General features: G+C 44.3%; 13 protein-coding genes and 2 riboswitches. Of the genes, 7 read left to right on the top strand and 6 right to left on the bottom strand.

Annotated elements, in window-relative coordinates; genetic code table 11:
• Positions 1–12: 12 nt before the first annotated feature.
• Genes ACVC9U_RS20560 through ACVC9U_RS20550 form a run of 3 tightly spaced genes read right to left on the bottom strand, consistent with a single transcriptional unit; the run spans position 13 to position 3,106 of the window.
• Positions 13–861, bottom strand: a complete 849-nt coding sequence (locus tag ACVC9U_RS20560; protein ID WP_059230907.1) for a carbohydrate ABC transporter permease — start codon at positions 859–861, stop codon at positions 13–15.
• Positions 858–1,796: a carbohydrate ABC transporter permease gene (locus ACVC9U_RS20555; RefSeq protein WP_165428427.1), complete on the bottom strand. Its 939-nt coding sequence runs from the start codon at positions 1,794–1,796 to the stop codon at positions 858–860. Before ACVC9U_RS20555 ends, ACVC9U_RS20560 begins: the two co-directional genes overlap by 4 nt.
• Before the next feature lie 11 nt (positions 1,797–1,807).
• Complete coding sequence (locus tag ACVC9U_RS20550) at positions 1,808–3,106, bottom strand: ABC transporter substrate-binding protein (protein ID WP_441391457.1); 1,299 nt, start codon at positions 3,104–3,106, stop codon at positions 1,808–1,810.
• Positions 3,107–3,339: 233 nt separating this feature from the next.
• On the opposite strand from ACVC9U_RS20550, the gene ACVC9U_RS20545 reads away from it, so the two are divergent.
• Both ACVC9U_RS20545 and ACVC9U_RS20540 read left to right on the top strand, forming a co-directional pair.
• Complete coding sequence (locus ACVC9U_RS20545; protein WP_441391456.1) at positions 3,340–4,314, top strand: LacI family DNA-binding transcriptional regulator; 975 nt, start codon at positions 3,340–3,342, stop codon at positions 4,312–4,314.
• Between the two features lie 188 nt (positions 4,315–4,502).
• On the top strand, positions 4,503–5,033 hold the full coding sequence (locus ACVC9U_RS20540) for a chorismate--pyruvate lyase family protein (RefSeq protein ID WP_441391455.1): 531 nt from the start codon (positions 4,503–4,505) through the stop codon (positions 5,031–5,033).
• A gap of 98 nt (positions 5,034–5,131) precedes the next feature.
• Here ACVC9U_RS20540 and ACVC9U_RS20535 read toward each other — a convergent pair whose 3' ends face one another.
• Complete coding sequence (locus ACVC9U_RS20535; protein WP_441391454.1) at positions 5,132–5,815, bottom strand: DUF3298 and DUF4163 domain-containing protein; 684 nt, start codon at positions 5,813–5,815, stop codon at positions 5,132–5,134.
• 675 nt (positions 5,816–6,490) lie between these two features.
• Positions 6,491–6,600: riboswitch (SAM riboswitch) on the top strand.
• Positions 6,601–6,673: 73 nt separating this feature from the next.
• On the opposite strand from ACVC9U_RS20535, the gene ACVC9U_RS20530 reads away from it, so the two are divergent.
• The 5 genes from ACVC9U_RS20530 to ACVC9U_RS20510 all read left to right on the top strand — a co-directional run bounded on the left by ACVC9U_RS20530 (position 6,674) and on the right by ACVC9U_RS20510 (position 13,789).
• Entirely contained in the window at positions 6,674–7,804 is a 1,131-nt protein-coding gene (locus ACVC9U_RS20530; protein WP_441391453.1) for a 5-methyltetrahydropteroyltriglutamate--homocysteine S-methyltransferase, read from the top strand.
• 140 nt (positions 7,805–7,944) lie between these two features.
• Positions 7,945–10,188 (top strand): glycosyltransferase family 39 protein, encoded by a 2,244-nt coding sequence (locus ACVC9U_RS20525; RefSeq protein WP_441391452.1) that lies wholly within the window; start codon positions 7,945–7,947, stop codon positions 10,186–10,188.
• Positions 10,188–11,186 carry a glycosyltransferase family 2 protein gene (locus ACVC9U_RS20520; RefSeq protein WP_441391451.1) on the top strand — a complete coding sequence of 333 codons (999 nt, stop codon included), beginning with the start codon at positions 10,188–10,190 and terminating at the stop codon, positions 11,184–11,186. The genes ACVC9U_RS20525 and ACVC9U_RS20520 overlap by 1 nt, the downstream gene beginning before the upstream one ends.
• A 30-nt stretch (positions 11,187–11,216) precedes the next feature.
• On the top strand, positions 11,217–12,212 hold the full coding sequence (gene galE / locus ACVC9U_RS20515) for a UDP-glucose 4-epimerase GalE (protein ID WP_441391450.1): 996 nt from the start codon (positions 11,217–11,219) through the stop codon (positions 12,210–12,212).
• 147 nt (positions 12,213–12,359) lie between these two features.
• Positions 12,360–12,461, top strand: a riboswitch (purine riboswitch).
• 134 nt (positions 12,462–12,595) lie between these two features.
• Positions 12,596–13,789 (top strand): nucleoside transporter C-terminal domain-containing protein, encoded by a 1,194-nt coding sequence (locus ACVC9U_RS20510; RefSeq protein WP_441391449.1) that lies wholly within the window; start codon positions 12,596–12,598, stop codon positions 13,787–13,789.
• A 42-nt stretch (positions 13,790–13,831) separates the two neighbouring features.
• On the opposite strand, the gene ACVC9U_RS20505 is transcribed toward ACVC9U_RS20510, so the two are convergent.
• Both ACVC9U_RS20505 and ACVC9U_RS20500 read right to left on the bottom strand, forming a co-directional pair.
• On the bottom strand, positions 13,832–14,974 hold the full coding sequence (locus ACVC9U_RS20505) for a hypothetical protein (RefSeq protein WP_441391448.1): 1,143 nt from the start codon (positions 14,972–14,974) through the stop codon (positions 13,832–13,834).
• A 10-nt stretch (positions 14,975–14,984) separates the two neighbouring features.
• Positions 14,985–16,409 (bottom strand): alpha/beta fold hydrolase, encoded by a 1,425-nt coding sequence (locus ACVC9U_RS20500; protein ID WP_441391447.1) that lies wholly within the window; start codon positions 16,407–16,409, stop codon positions 14,985–14,987.
• Between the last annotated feature and the right edge of the window lie 13 nt (positions 16,410–16,422).

Below are 16,422 nucleotides of genomic sequence, written 5' to 3'. Positions count from 1 at the left end.
ATTTGGATGTATCTATTTGATGCCTGTCCCTGAACCGCCCAGGCCATCTAAAATGTAGCGTTGGGCGACAATGTAGATCAGAATCAGCGGAATCGTGGAAATCGTCAGGACAGCCATTACCTGGTTCGTATAAACCGGCTCGGTGCTGTTGATGGCTGTAATCGCCACCTGGATCGGAAATTTCGACTTATCCGTCAAAACCATCAGCGGCCAAATATAGTCATTCCAGCTGCCGATAAAAGCCAATGTCCCCACCGTAGCAACAGCCGGTTTGGACATCGGCAGCATCACCCGCCAGAAAATCTGCCATGTATTGGCTCCGTCCAGCTTGGCCGACTCAATCATCTCCCCCGGGATCGCCATGAAAAAGTTTCGGAACAAATAAATATTGAAAGCCCCGGCAAGTGCCGGCAAAATCACGGCAAGGCGCGTATCAACAAGTCCGAGCTTATGAACAATTGTAAACTGCGAGATTAAAATCGTTTCCATCGGCACGATTAAAAGCGCCAGCAATATGGCAAACAGCACTTTTTTACCTGTGAATTGCAGCTTGGCGAATGCGAAGCCCGCCATACCGTTGATGATGACCGCTCCCGCTGCCACACACAAACCGTAAAACAGACTGTTACCGATATACATGAGTAAATCAAACCGTGACAGCACTTCCCTGTAGGATTGAAACCATTCCGACGGATGAAAAGACGGGAGAAACGCTTTAATGCTGCTGATATTGTTGTAAATATCGGCTTCCGGTTTCATCGATGAAGCGACCATCCAAATCAGCGGAAATATAAACAGAACCGCCAGCAAAACAAGGCATATATATTCCAGTATCGTCAAAGGTCCGAATTTCCTTCTCATCCGCCTTCATCCTCCTTCACCAACTTGCGCTGCGCAAGCGTCACCAATCCAATCATCGTGCCAAACAAGAGCGCAATTGAACTTGCATAGCCGACCATCCGATCGGTAAATCCCGTTTGATAAATATAATAGACAACTGTCATCGTTGAATTGACCGGTCCCCCCTGGGTCATGACCATTGGCTGCACGAGAAGCTTAAACGCACTGATCAGCGTCGTAATAAAGATAAAAACCGACGTCGGTTTCAACAAAGGCAATGTAATATAAATAAACCGCTGCCATTTATTCATACCATCCAATTGCGCCGCCTCGTAGACATCTCCTGGAATGTTTTGCAGGCCCGCTAAAAAAATCAGCATCTGAAATCCGGCTCCCTGCCAGACTGAAACGAAAACAATTGTAAAGATCGCCTGATCAGGACTTGTCAAAAACGGCTGTGGCGGTAAACCGACATGCGTCAGTACGTTATTGATCATTCCTTCATTCGGATTCAGCAAGTACAGCCACAAAACGGAGATGACAACTAGCGACATGACGACGGGGCTAAAGTATGCGACTTTGAAAAACGTATTGGCCTTGCGCTTTTTATTCAACAGAAGGGCCAGCCCGAGAGCGGCCCCGATCTGTAACGGAATCACAAGGACAACAAATTTCAATGTGTTGCTCAAACTCTTCAAGAAAATAGGGTCTTTGAACAATTTGATAAAGTTGTCAAATCCGACAAACTTGCGCAGGTCAGGTGTTAACAAATAATAATCTGTAAATGCGTAGTAAACCGCCATAATCGAAGGAATCACGAGAAATACTGACAAAATCAGCAAGGCCGGACCTAAAAATGTATAGGCCAGCACATTGTCCCGCCACCCTATTTTATCGGCAGGGGTTTTTTTCAGCGGAAAGGCCGTCCTTGCTTCTTTCAACGGAATTTTATTCATGGCTCCACCTTCTAGTTTGCCTTATCGATGGCTGATTGCATTTCTTTTGTACGCGTGTCCAGCACCGATTGAATATCCTGATGCTGATCAAAGAAGCTGATGTCATCGATCGCTTGCTGAAATGCGCGTGTCACCTGTGGATATGCCGGTGTCACCGGTCGTGCATGCCCCGTTTCTTTCAGCTGCTGTAAGAAGACATTCATTTCATCTGAGAATTCTTTTGCCAGCACTTTCTCTGATGAATAGCGCACAGGCAGCGCGGCGATCGAACGGCTCAATTCCAGGTTGGATTCCTTGTTTGTCATCCAATCGACCAATTTTGCCGCCCATTCCTTGTTTTCAGACGTTTGTGTCATGGCAAACTGCCAGCTTCCTGAAGGGGACACAAGCTTTTTTGTTTTTGGCGAAACAGGATACGGCATCACACCATAATCGACATTAGGAAAATTTGTTTTCATGTCGGTTACCGTCCAGACACCGCTCATTTTCATCGGATATTTTTCCGTTTCAAACGCCTGCTTAACCGGAGTCCGGGTCGTGTAACCCTCTTTCAGCATTGTTTGAATAAATGTCATCGCTTCAACGGTCGGTTTGTCGTTAAAAACACCCTCCGCTTTCTTGCCATCTTTTGAAAGGACATCACCGCCGGCCGACCAAACAAATGGCAAAAGCGCATACGTCAGCATTTCGTCTTTTGACTGCAACTGCATATCGATGGCCGGCTTGTCATATTTATTTTTCAGCTTTTTGCAAAGCTCAAGAAATTCGTCCCACGTCCATGGATTCTCAACCGTTGGCAGCGTTTTCAAGTCAACGCCGGCATCCTTCAGCATTTTTTTGTTATAGTAAATACCGACCGACGATTCGCTGACACCGATCGCATACAGTTTCCCCTCGTAGGTTCCCTGTTGCTTAATGCTCGGCAATAAATCATCCTGGTCTTTGATATACTCATCCAATGGCGCAATTACGCCCGATTTCGCATAAGCCGCCGTATTCGGTCCGTCCAAAGTGATCACATCCGGCAGGGTGTTCGTTGTCAGCGCCGCGTTCACTTTGTCTTCATATCCGCCGCCGTTTCCGCTTCTGGGGATGAAATCAATTTTGGCCTCGACGTTTTCAGAGGCATACTTTTTATTAAAAGCGTCCACCCGCTTTTGATAGACCTTTCCTTCTTCACTATCATCAGATACGTGCACCCATACCGTAAGCGTTTTCCCATCTTGGCTATTTGCACTTTTGCTATTGCTGCAGCCCCACATCGCAAACATCAGCAACAACGAAAAAATTCCGAAGAGCCACCTTTTCATCTTTGTTACTTCCCCCCATTTTTCATAAATTAACAAATAAAAGCGCTTTCAAGTGAATTGTATGTCAACCGGTTTCATATGTCAACCGGTTGACATACTTTTTTCCCATTCATTCATCCCGGTACATTTCTCAGAATCATGGCATTTTCTTGCACATATCGGCCCGATTCTCTAAAATAAGTGCGTGACGAGAATTGTAAGCCATTTCAGTAAAAAAGCAGGGGGAAAAGGGAATGAAGCCTAGCATTCACGACGTTGCAAAAAAAGCGGGAGTTTCACCAACAACCGTATCGCGGGTATTAAATAACCGCGGCTATATTAGTGAAAAAACAAAAGAAAAAGTCTATAAAGCGATGGAAGACATCAATTACTTTCCAAACGATTTGGCCCGCTCTTTATTTCGTAAACGAACCCATTTAATAGGGCTCATCATCCCTAACTCCAGCAACCCGTTTTTCGGCGAACTGGCCTTTCATATTGAGAGCATCTGTGCTGCCATGGGCTACAAACTGCTGCTTTGCAACAGCTTGAACCGCAAAGACAAAGAAGAAAAATACTTGGAAATGCTGATGCGAAATCAAGTGGACGGCGTCATCGCCGTGACTTACAACAGGGGAATTTTAAATTATCATCGGCAAAACCTGCCGATTGTCGCCATCGACCATTACTTATCGGAAACGATTCCCGTCATCGGCTCCGATAACTATGCCGGAGGAAGAAAAGCGACAGAACTGTTAATTGCAAAAGGCTGCCGGCACATCATCCATATCAACGGACCAATTGAGCTGAAAACACCGGCAAACCTTAGAAGAAAAGCATATGAAGATGTGATGCGACAACACGGGAGACAGCCGATTACATATGAAGTTCCCTTTCATCAAAATTACCGGGAAATCATCTCAAAACTGTTTGATGAACAGCCTGCAGCTGACGGCATTTTTGCCAGTGATGACCTCATGGCCGCTACAGTCATCACCGAAGCAAAAAAACGCAAAAAAGACATTCCGGGGCAATTAAAGGTGATCGGCTACGATGGAACGGAAACAGTTCAGTCCATCCTCCCGGAATTGACAACCATCCAGCAGCCGATTGAACTCATTTCCAAGACGGCCATCGAGATTTTGTCCAAAGCCATTGAAGGCGAATTCGATGACTTGCCGCTGGAAACCTATTTGCCCGTACAGCTTTTAGAAGGAGAGACGACTTAAATTAATGGCACAAAAAAAGGAGACTTTGACGTCTCCTTTTTCCATATATCTATTCAATTTTAAAAAAGATAAATTTTACATTACTAACCTAAATTTTAACTTATTTTTCTAGACAAACTCACCTCCACATGATAAATTTAAAGACAAGTTTTCAAAAAATTCTAATTTTGGTACGGAGGTGCCTTTCATTGAGCGTAAGCCACTTTTTTCCTGAAACTGTTGTTGCTCTTGTAAAAGACATGTTAACCAAAACCGATGGTTCAACAACCAAAGAGATTGAAACGCTGATCGGCGGCAAAGCCGAAATCGAAGTTTTTCAGCAAAAGAATATTGATTATGACAAACTGTCACCTGAAGAAGCGAGACTGTTTCAACGCGATGATGACATCTTGTTTAGAACCTCCTCTTTGAAATCAGGCGCTGATTATTTATCTTATAATTATGTCTATGTCAAAACAAACTTACTGCCGCCCGCTATCAAACAAGATTTGCAGGAAGAAAGACTTCCCATCGGGAAAATCATTGCAGAACTGGAGTCAAGGCGTGAAATTTTCAGCACGGGCGACTGCCAGGGAAAACATTTCACACACCTTGTACCTGTTTCGGCAGACCGGACATATGCTTTTAAAAAATATCAGATCATCAGCGGCCGACAGTGCATGTTCTATGTCTGCGAGCTGTTCGATTTAGAAAAAATCTGCGAACTGACGCCGGGCTGAATCATGCCCGTCAGCTGCCGCTTTATGAAAGAGCTTCCAAAACCTCCCCAATCCTTCTTCCCTCAAAACAAAAACCCCTGCGAAACAGGGGCTGTTATTTATTGATACACCGTTTTCGGAACGGCAACGACCGGATTTCCGGCAGCATAAGGGGCTACATCGTATTGCTGGAAGACGATCGCAATGCCGTCTTTTGTGTAATAAAAAGCCGTGTTTTTACCAAGGACGATGTCTTTCTTCTTCACATCCGGGAAGAAAATGTCGCTGTGTTTTTGAATATAGTTGTAAATGTATGTTTTTGTCTTATCCATTTTCGATTTTGTATTTAGGATGTCTGATAAATACACCCGTTTTTTAGAGGCAAGGTCATAGTTGAAAGAGCGGACTGCCGTATTTCCGTGCGCTCCGCCGGAGTAGACGTAATTACTTGTCAGGATGCTCAGCTTTTGGCCGGTCCGGTATTTCACTTCAAAGGACGTTTGGTAATCGGTTTGGTATCCGTGCTGTTGACCGTCTTTCTTGTTTTTTACATAATCTTTGTAGGACTGCTCAATATAACGTTTAAAATCTTTGTTGATCTTATTTTGGAGAGATTTGGTGCTTACATTTGAAACCTGCGGGTATTTCAAAGCCTTAACGTTTTTGTAAGTATGGCTCGTGACCGTCGGCTTTTTTTCATTTGCCGCGTATGCAGAAGGAAGTGCGGCCGCACTGTACAGCGCAAAAAACAATATCCCTGTCATCAACATACCTAACGCTTTAAACACTGTTTTTATGTTCATAAGAACCCTCCTTAATCTTTCATTGTTTATCATACCCACTTTGAAATCAGGTACACATGATAGACCGGTGAACTCGATAAAAAGTTTCAGTTTTTGAAAAATATTCTAATTCAATGCGATTCACATGTATTTTAGAGATTTGGAGTCAGACGATCGACAGCTCCAATATGAAGCATATCAACACATCCTGTCCTTAACCGAAAAAGAAGTCGATTGGGCCTATTAAGTATGGGATCAATTAATAAAAGATCTTGATGGTAAAGACAATCATAAAGCGCAATTTCTCTATCATTGAGCATTAGTGACCCGGAAAACAGAATGCTAAGTGACGTATAAAATTTGGAGAGTCGGATTGGCAGGGGATCAACAGCGGAAAATAGTCGTCAAACACCTCGTTGATTGTTTTAACGGCTGCCTTTACGAAAAAAATTACACGCTGATTCGATTTGATATGATCTAAAGCCTTAGACACTTATACGATCCTTGAAGGATGACGATATCAAAAGCACTGCCGCCGGTTTAATCGCAGAAGAAGAGATTGAAAAATATCAAAAAAAGTACAAAACCGTCTGGAAAAATACTCGAATAAATTAAAAATGCTCTTTTATTAACCATTGACATTTTTATAAAAAGTATTAATATTAAAATTATTAAAAAAATCGCATAAAAAGGTTTTCCTTATCAAGAGTGGTGGAGGGACTGGCCCTGTGAAACCCGGCAACCGCTGTCTATGACAGAATGGTGCTAAATCCTTAAGAGCATGTTCGTGCTCTTGAAGATAAGGAGGAGATTGAATATATCAAGCTCTTCCTTATCGGGAAGGGCTTTTTTATGTCTATAAAGAAAGAGGGATGAAGCATGACACAATCAACTGATGTACTGAAGCAAACGCCTGGAAGAAAAATCGGACCGTACAGAGCTGATCAGGTGGGAAGCCTTTTAAGGTCTGAGCCCGTAAAAAAAGCGCGTATTCAAAAAGCGAACGGTGAAATTAGCGCTGAGCAACTGCGCGAAGTCGAAAACGAAGAGATTAAGCGCATTGTCGAAAAGCAAAAAGAAATTGGCCTTAAAGCCGTTACTGACGGGGAATTCCGCAGGTCATGGTGGCATTTCGATTTTCTTGAAGGACTTGATGGCGTAGAAGGATACACAGCGGACAAGGGCATTCAATTTCATAATGTTGAAACGAAGCCGCGAGGTATCAAAGTAACAAGCAAAGTCGATTTTACAAACCATCCGATGCTGGAAGATTATCAATTTCTTCATGATATTGCGGGCACACATACGCCGAAAATGACGATTCCGAGCCCGAATATGCTGTTTTTCAGAGGAAAACTTGGAGAAAGCCCGTACAAGGATCTGGATGAGTTCCATCACGATGTCGCGCAGGCTTACAAAAAAGCGATCCGCGCATTTTACGACGCCGGCTGCCGCTATTTGCAGCTGGATGATACGGCCTGGTCGGTATTTTTCTCAGACAAAGGACATGAGCAGATCAAAGCATTCGGCCGCCAGCCTGATGAACTGCGCCAGTCTTTCGCCAACACGATTAATGAAGCAGTTGAAGGACGCCCGGACGATTTGACGGTCACCATGCACATCTGCCGCGGCAACTTCCAATCAACATGGGTGGCGGAAGGCGGCTACGATGCGGCTGCTGAAACGATTTTCGACGGACTCAATTTAGACGGACTTTTCCTTGAATTTGATGACGAGCGCTCCGGCGGCTTCGAACCGCTTCGCTATGTCAAACGGAAAGACTTGCAGGTCGTCCTCGGCCTCATCACATCCAAATTCGGTGAGCTTGAAAACCCGGATGCCATTAAGCGGCGCATCGAAGAGGCTTCCCGCTACGTCGACCTGAACCAGTTGTGCCTAAGCCCGCAGTGCGGCTTTGCCTCCACAGAAGAAGGCAACCTCCTGACGGAAGAGCAGCAATGGGAAAAACTGCGCCATGTCGTCGAGATCGCTGAAGACGTATGGAAATAACATCTCATATTTGAGACATGCCTAATGACGGCATGTCTCTTTTTTTTTGCCCCTTTATACAATTTAAAATTCCTTCTTGATTTGTTCATAGTTTGATCATATTTGGCTTCTATAATGCTCTTTAGTGAGGTGATCGAACAATGATTAAAAAAAGGAAAATCGATATATTCCTGGTCTTCATTCTTGTATTATCCGCAGCATTAAACTTGTACGGCATCTGGAATAGTGACACAGACAACGCCTACTATACGGCGGCCGTCGAAAGTATGACCCAAAGCTTTCATAACTTCTTTTACGCATCATTTGATCCGGCAGGCTTTGTAACAGTTGATAAACCGCCTGTCGCACTCTGGATTCAGACAGTTTTTGCACTTGTGTTCGGCGTGCACGGCTGGAGCGTCGTTCTCCCTGAAGCCATTGCCGAAGTGATTTCCGTAGCACTCTTGTACTTTATTGTAAAACCTACTTTTGGCAAAACGGCGGCCAGAATTTCAGCTCTTATTATGGCGTGTACGCCGATTGCCGTTGCCGTCAGCCATACAAACAACGTCGACAGCATTCTCGTCCTTTGCTTGATGACTGCAACCTGGATGTTGTTTAAAGCAGTTCGGAAAGGAAAAATCGGCTGGCTGCTCGGCGCATTCTGTATGGTCGGCGGCGGCTTTAACGTCAAAATGCTGCAAGCTTACATGGTATTACCGGCATTCCTGCTGTTTTACATGATTGCAGCAAAAACGACGATTCGCAAAAAAGTTGTGTCTCTTATCACAGCCGTGATTGTTCTGGCAGGTGTTTCCGTTTCCTGGGCGGTTGTCGTCGACAGCCAGCCGGAGAGTTCGCGCCCTTATATCGGAAGCAGCCAGACCAACTCTGTCCTTGAGCTGGCGTTTGGCTACAACGGCATCCAGCGTCTCACAGGCCAAAACGGTACAGGCGGGGGCGGAACCTCCTCATCTGATCAAGATCAAAAGAACCAGCAGCAGGAAATGCCGCAGCAGCAAAGCGGCGATACCGAAAACAACTCAGACTCGGCAAATGGACAAATGGCTCCGCCGAGCGGGGGCGAAATGCCTTCAGGCGGACCGGATGGCCGGCAGGGTGATGTCCAAAGCGGCGGCGGAGGTCCCGGCGGCGGCACGAGCGGCATGTTTGGCACAGGAACCCCGGGTCCTCTCAGACTATTCCAATCTGAGCTTTCCGGACAGGCAAGCTGGCTGATCCCGTTTGTACTGTTCGGCATCATCTGTTTGCTGATCACGGGCCTTCGCGGGCAACGAAAACTCAATGAAACAACGACTGAAACGATTTTCTGGATGATGTGGCTTCTGCCGGTCGCTGCATTCTTCAGTGTCGCAGGATTCTTCCACCACTACTATCTGATCATGCTGGCAGCTCCAATCGCCGCTTTGTCAGGTGCAGGCTGGACGGCGCTCGTTCGCCTTTATCAGGAAGAAACCGGCTGGAAAAAACAGCTTCTGCCGATCGGCATTTTGCTGACAACCGCATTTGAATTGTATATTTTGAGTCCTTATCTCAGCGAAATCGGCATCATCTGGAGCATATTGATCGGCGCTTTCGGCATTGTCACAAGCTGCCTTCTCATCTTTTTCAAAAAAGGAAAGTCATTCAGCTACTATGTAGCACTTGCAGCGCTGCTCGGCATGCTGATCGGACCTTTCTATTGGACGACAGCAACGCTCGCTGACGGTGTAAACGGCATGATTCCGCAGGCCGGACCTAAATCCGCACAATCATTTGGCGGCGGTAGCGGAGGGAAGATGCAGAATAACAACGGCAGCGGACCTCCCGGATTCGGCAGCCAAGACGGCCAATCAGACAGTGATCAAAACAACAATAACGGACCTGGCTTCGGTCCTGGTTCAAACAGCAATGATTCTTCAGCTGATACCGGTTCCGGCCAAAACAGCCAAAATCAGAACGGCGAAGGCGCAAGCGGCCGTCAACAAGGCGAACCAAGCGGCGGCGGCAGCCCTGGAAGCGGCGAGTCAGTCGATGAAGAACTGTTGAGCTACCTTGAAAAAAACAACACTGGTGAAAAATATTTATTTGCGGTCTCCAGCGCAACATCTGCTCAATCTTACATTATCAAAACAGGCAAAGCTGTGATGGCGATGGGCGGATTCTCTGGAAGCGACCCGATTTTGACGGTTGAAAAACTTGAAAAGCTCGTCAAAAACGGCGAAGTCAAGTACTTCATGGTCGGCGACGGCCGAGGCCAAGACAATTCAGAAATCACCAACTGGATTAAAGAAAACGGAAAAGAAATTTCAAAAAGCGAATACAGCAGCTCTTCTTCAAATAACGATTCCCAGTCAGGCGGACCTGGCGGAAATCAGACGCTTTATAAAGTGGAGCTGGATTGATGAAAGGAAAGGTGATGAATATGCAGAGACAAGTCACATTTTCAATCGTAGTCCCTGTCTACAACGAAGCGGAAGTGCTTCAAAGCACCTATGACCGATTAAAAACCGTGATGGACTCGACAGGCGATCCCTATGAACTGATTTTTGTAAACGACGGTTCAAGCGATGACAGCATTCACATGCTGAAGTCGCTTGCTCAGTCAGACCCGGCAGTAAAATGCATCAATTTCTCAAGAAACTTCGGTCATCAGATCGCCATTACGGCCGGCACCGACTATGCTGCCGGCGAAGCGATCGTTGTGATCGACGCCGATTTGCAGGATCCTCCCGAATTGATTTTGGAAATGGCGGAAAAGTGGCGCCAAGGCTTTGACGTTGTATACGCCGTCCGCACAAAGCGTGAAGGAGAAACATTTTTCAAGAAGCAAACGGCCTCCATGTTCTACCGTATTTTAAGAAAACTCACAGACGTTGATATTCCGGTGGATACGGGAGACTTCCGGCTCATGGATCGGAAGGTGGTCAATGAAATGAACAAGCTCAAAGAAAAAAACCCGTTCGTCCGCGGCCTTGTCAGCTGGCTCGGGTTCAAGCAGACCGCCGTCTATTACGAGCGTCACGAACGGCTTGCAGGTGAAACGAAGTACCCGCTCAAAAAAATGCTGAAGCTCTCGCTCGACGGCATCACCTCATTTTCCTTTCAGCCGCTGAAACTGGCAAGCTACTCAGGAATCGCGCTGTCAGCGGTTGGCTTTATATACGCCTTCATCGTCGTCTGCATGAAGCTGTTTACGACAAGCACCATTACCGGGTGGTCTTCGATAATCATTCTGCAATGCTTGTTCAGCGGCTTTATCCTGATCATCCTCGGAGCGATCGGCGAATACATCGGCCGCATTTATGACGAAGTGAAAGACAGGCCGCTATATATCATTGACGGCAAATACGGATTTGAAGAACAGCGGCGGGCGGCAGCTCCGCAGCGCCATATCATGTAGAAGATAAGAGATCCAAAAGGAGGGATTCCGATGAGCATACTAGTTGTCGGGGGAGCCGGTTATATCGGTTCCCACGCCGTTTACACGTTAATTGAGAAAAAAGAAAAAGTCGTCGTTGTAGATTCTCTGGCAACGGGACACGCAGAAGCCGTTCACCCCGAAGCTGCGTTTTATGAAGGGGATATTCGCGACCGGCATTTTCTCAAGCAAGTATTTGAAAACGAGGAAATTGAAGCCGTCATGCATTTCGCAGCATCACCCATTCCATCACAGTCGAATCGCGTTTTTTCTTCTTTCAACGAAAACATGACAGGCATGGAAACCCTGCTTGACGTGATGAAAGAATACGATGTCGGCCGGATCGTTTTTGCATCAAGCGCTGCGGTCTACGGCTGTCCGCAGGACTTCCCTGTCACGGAAGAAACCGAACCAGAAACCGTTCACCCGCACGGGAAAGTCAAATGGATGATGGAGAAAATGCTGATGGAAGCGGAAAAAGCGTATGGCCTGAAATTTGTGATCCTCCGCTCCTTCAATGCGTGCGGCGCCCACCCATCTGCCATCATCGGCGAAGACCGGGGGAGCGAAACACATCTCATTTCAAATGTTCTGCGAACCGCTCTCGGACACCTTCCTTTTGTTCACATAGATCACCCTGAAAACAGAACAGGCTTCCGCGATTATGTTCACGTTCAGGATTTGGCAGAAGCACACGTGCTCGCCATCGGTCACTTGCGGAAAGGCAAGGATAGCCGAATCTACAATCTCAGCTATGGCGAAAGCTACTCCGCTGAACAAATCATCCTTGCCGCCCAATATGTCACAGGCATTCCTCTCATCGCCGCAAAGCTGACAGAAACGGACATCGATTCACAAGCAACATTTGCCGCTTCTTCTTCGAGAGCCAGAAAAGAATTAGGCTGGACGCCAAAGCACAACAGCCTGATCGCAATCATCCGCGACGCCTGGAACTGGCACTCTGCGAATCCGAATGGATATGCGTCGGAGAAGGTGAAGCAAGGGTGAACATAGAATCCTCCCTTTTTTAGAAAGCCGCCGGAATGGCGGCTTTTAGCTTACACGAGAACTCAATTTAATATAAAAATAATTTATTATTGTGAAAATACTTATTTAGGTTGATTTTCTGAGCGCAAAAGGGATAAAATACAGTCAAAATAATAGAAGCTCACTTCTTGTATATAATCAGTAATAGGGTCTGATTGTTTCTACCTGGCAACCGTAAATCGCCAGACTACAAGGAAGTTTGAATAGATTTGATCATGTAAAAAGTGTATTGCGCAAACAATATATCTATTTTTCATTTGCTCTTATTTTTCATGCTTTCTTTATCGGAACCCATGAAAAGTAAGAGCTTTTTTATTTTCAAAAAACATTCGGGAGTTGGCATCATGTATTTTCTCATTAACATTTTAGGCATTTTCATTGTCATGTCCGTGATTTATTTTTGTTCCCCGCGAAAGAAAAGCGTAAAATGGAGGCCGATTCTCTCCCTTTTCATCGTCGAGCTTTTGGTGACATGGTTTATGCTTGGAACAAAAATCGGCGGATGGGCCATCAACCTGATCGCCTCTTTCTTTTCGTGGCTGATCGCTTGTGCAAGCGACGGTATTGCATTTGCCTTTCCGTCCGTGATGGGCAATGAAACCGTTGACTTTTTCTTCAGCGCCTTGCTGCCAATTATTTTTGTCGTGACATTTTTTGATATACTGGCTTATTTCGGAATTTTAACATGGATGATTGATAAGATCGGCTGGGTGATTTCGAAAGTGTCACGCCTTCCTAAATTAGAAAGTTTCTTTTCGATTCAAATGATGTTTCTGGGCAATACTGAAGCGCTCGCCGTCATTCGCGGGCAATTGGCCGTATTAAAGGACAACCGCTTGCTGACATTCGGCATCATGAGCATGAGCAGTATCAGCGGATCGATTCTCGGGTCTTATTTAACGATGGTTCCTGCAACATACGTATTTACAGCGATTCCGTTGAACTGCCTAAATGCGTTGATCTTGGCCAGCATTTTAAACCCTGTGGAAGTCACTAAGGATGAAGACATCATTTACGTACCGCCAAAAGAAGAGAAAAAGGACTTTTTCTCAACGATTTCAAACAGCATGATGGTCGGAATGAATATGGTCATCGTCATTCTCGCCATGGTCATCGGATATGTCGCTTTAACCTCATGTTTGAACGGTATTTTAGGGTTGGTCATGGACGGTTTGACGATTCAAAAAATCTTTTCTTACATCTTCAGTCCGTTCGCATTCCTGCTTGGACTGGCGCCGGGTGACGCGATGTATGTCGCGCAGCTGATGGGGATGAAACTCGCCACGAACGAATTCGTCGCGATGATGGATTTAAAAACGCAGCTAGATACGATTTCGCCCCATACAGCCGCCGTGGCCACAACATTTTTGACGTCGTTTGCCAACTTCAGTACGATCGGGATGATCTATGGAACATACAATTCCTTATTTAACGGAGAAAAATCGGCGATTATCGGAAGAAATGTGTGGAAGCTCCTTGTCAGCGGAATAGCAGTGTCGCTGTTGAGCGCGGGGATTGTGGGGCTGTTTGTGTGGTAATATAGCGATAAAAAGCCGCCTGAAAAATCAGACGGCTTTTCTTCATTTTATCTTCGATTGAATACCTAGATCCACTAAGTTGGCAGTGTTGTCTTTTTTACTTAAATCTATCATAACATTTGTAAAGCCTGCACTTCCCACTAACTTGCCTCTATAGTTTAAACTTAGCACCACAAAGTCTTCACCAAAATAATTAACTTTTGCAATGCTTGGACCATTTTCTTTCAAACCAAGCTCTTTCGCAATCGCTTGATAATCGATATCGAATTGTTTATCGTATTTTTCTTTTCCTTCTGCATAATCCTCTATTGTTTGAATTCGTTGAGTTCCATCGGCCAGTTTATCTTTCGATCCGTTAACATAAACATATTTACCATCATTACTGAGATAATCATCTTTTTTGATATCAATTAATTGGTTAGTTTTTTGATCTACAATCATATGATCGAACAAGAGCAGATATCTTTCCGACGAAGCGATTTTGGGAAACAAATCATAAAATCTTTTTAATTTACCTGATGAAACGCTTTGTTGCAGCTTATCCTTGTTTAGGATTGTGGTTTCAATATGTTGCAAATCATTAGTCAAGAAAATTCCTATGGTTCTGTTTACAGGGTCCTCAATACTATAATCCTGAATAAATAAAGCAAAGGATTTTTGATTCACTGCTTCTATATTGATCTCTGTCTCATCTGTTTTCTTTACTCCATATTCTCTCAACAGTGATGGTAAATCCAATTTCTTTTCGTTTTCCTTTGTTTTTATATTCAATTGAAGATCAGGTTTCATTTTTATTGAGGGCAGATCATACTTCTCTATGTTTTTGACAGAGTGATGGAGGGATTTTTCAAGAGTCTCGCTCTGCTTTAAATCATGCAATAATTTTTTTGGGTTTTTTTCTTTCATCAAAGGCTGATAATAATCTTTTAATTGAGCATCAGTGTATTCATAGAATTGAATATCTTGCTGTCCATTTGATCCTCTTGAAAAAACGTTGGTATGATCATTTCTCAATAAATATTTATCATTATAATCAGTAAAGTAATATTTCATAAATTCCATTAATGCCGGACTATCTTTAGGAAATCCTTTTTCATACACCGTTGAACTCTGGTCTTTGCAACCAGCCGTCAAGAGCATAATGATCAAAAATAGAGAAAGGATTGTTATCCGTTTTTTTAACATTGACTCGCTCCTATTGTCGTTGTTTTTCATTTGTTTCTTCAATCAAATGAATAAATTCTTCATCTTCTACTTCATATATGTGTCCGGGATTGGTTACACCTGAGCCTTCGACTTCAATTTGCGGTTTTTTATCAATTAAATTCCCGAGTATTTCTCCGTTCTGACTTTCTACTGAAACGGTGTCATCACTGCTTATTTTATGTTTTCCGCTTGCGGTATAGTATGGAGAAAAGCTTACGGTATCTTCCATTCTGTATCCCGCCGCAGCCGTAATGTCCATCTTCAAGAGCTTCTGATAGACTTCAGGATTGGCAGACTTCAAATGGTGAATGTCTTCTGTCATTGGCTCGCTGGCCATATCGGTATAGGCATTGCTGTACTCCATCCCGTCGTTGGTATTTCTATTTTTCTCGTTGAAATCAAGATAATCACTCGTATCCTTCGGATCTTGACCGATCTTTTCCGCAGCCCACCGGACATTATTCGCCATTGTACTTAAGTAATTCGTATCATAAGGCGTTCCGATTGTTGTTATGCTTCGAACATGATCGGGATAGTCCATGGCGAATTGCAGCGATCTTCTTCCGCCGTAGCTGTGTCCAAACATATCTATTTTAGTATTCTCATTCATCAATCCCATTTCATTCAGCTTTTCGGCTAAATCATCGCTTGTTTCTTGGCGGTGTTCATTTTTTTGTTCAGTCTCATAAATAATATGCAGCCGTCCTGTTTTATTTTTATATTGAGCTGTATCTTGTAGTTTTTTTAAATCACTTACCTGCTCGATCACCTTTTCGCCATTTAATATTGTAACTCTGTAGTATTCTTTGCTCCCGTCACGATTTACTCTTAAAATAATATCCCCATCTTTTGCGGCTTCTTTTACACTTTCTAAAAAACCGTTACCCGTATCTTCAATCCCATGCACATAAACCGAAACATTTTTAAATCCGGTAAAATTGCCTTTCACATGATTCACCGAATTATACAAGATTGATATGTCGGTTAGAGCTTCGCGCATAGGGGCGCGGTAGACGCGGACTGCGTTTTTAAAGTCCTGGTCGATCTCGTCAATTTTTCCTTTTAAATCTTGATATGTATCAACCAAGACCGTTACATCCGAAACAATATTGGCATATTTTCTTTCTTCTTCATATGTCGGCTTTTCTATCGATCTAAACTTATTTTCCGCCTGTTGTTTGCAATCTTTTAAATCCCGTATCCACATATCGACTTCGCTTTTTAATTCAGTCGAATCGAAGGCCATGACGTTCCCTGTTAAAGATGATGAAATACTTCCATACTGTACGGTTTCCCAGGAGGTTTTGAACGCTTCGAGAAAACGGTTGGATTGGGCAAGGGCCAGAATAGAATTAGCTTTGGATACATGGCTTTTTAAAATATTTTTAACTTCTTGTTCTCTATAATATAACATGCTTTTTTCCTTT

The sequence above is a fragment of the Bacillus sp. GM2 genome (assembly GCF_056155945.1).
Note: the sequence above shows the minus strand (reverse complement) of the source record. Positions and strands in the feature narration are given on the sequence as shown.

Excerpts from the sequence above, each read along its gene's own strand:
- ACVC9U_RS20560 (WP_059230907.1), bottom strand. The coding sequence starts at position 861 with ATGAGAAGGAAATTCGGACCTTTGACGATACTGGAATATATATGCCTT.
- ACVC9U_RS20555 (WP_165428427.1), bottom strand. The coding sequence starts at position 1,796 with ATGAATAAAATTCCGTTGAAAGAAGCAAGGACGGCCTTTCCGCTGAAA.
- ACVC9U_RS20550 (WP_441391457.1), bottom strand. The coding sequence starts at position 3,106 with ATGAAAAGGTGGCTCTTCGGAATTTTTTCGTTGTTGCTGATGTTTGCG.
- ACVC9U_RS20545 (WP_441391456.1), top strand. The coding sequence starts at position 3,340 with ATGAAGCCTAGCATTCACGACGTTGCAAAAAAAGCGGGAGTTTCACCA.
- ACVC9U_RS20535 (WP_441391454.1), bottom strand. The coding sequence starts at position 5,815 with ATGAACATAAAAACAGTGTTTAAAGCGTTAGGTATGTTGATGACAGGG.
- ACVC9U_RS20530 (WP_441391453.1), top strand. The coding sequence starts at position 6,674 with ATGACACAATCAACTGATGTACTGAAGCAAACGCCTGGAAGAAAAATC.
- ACVC9U_RS20525 (WP_441391452.1), top strand. The coding sequence starts at position 7,945 with ATGATTAAAAAAAGGAAAATCGATATATTCCTGGTCTTCATTCTTGTA.
- ACVC9U_RS20520 (WP_441391451.1), top strand. The coding sequence starts at position 10,188 with ATGAAAGGAAAGGTGATGAATATGCAGAGACAAGTCACATTTTCAATC.
- galE (WP_441391450.1), top strand. The coding sequence starts at position 11,217 with ATGAGCATACTAGTTGTCGGGGGAGCCGGTTATATCGGTTCCCACGCC.
- ACVC9U_RS20510 (WP_441391449.1), top strand. The coding sequence starts at position 12,596 with ATGTATTTTCTCATTAACATTTTAGGCATTTTCATTGTCATGTCCGTG.
- ACVC9U_RS20505 (WP_441391448.1), bottom strand. The coding sequence starts at position 14,974 with ATGTTAAAAAAACGGATAACAATCCTTTCTCTATTTTTGATCATTATG.
- ACVC9U_RS20500 (WP_441391447.1), bottom strand. The coding sequence starts at position 16,409 with ATGTTATATTATAGAGAACAAGAAGTTAAAAATATTTTAAAAAGCCAT.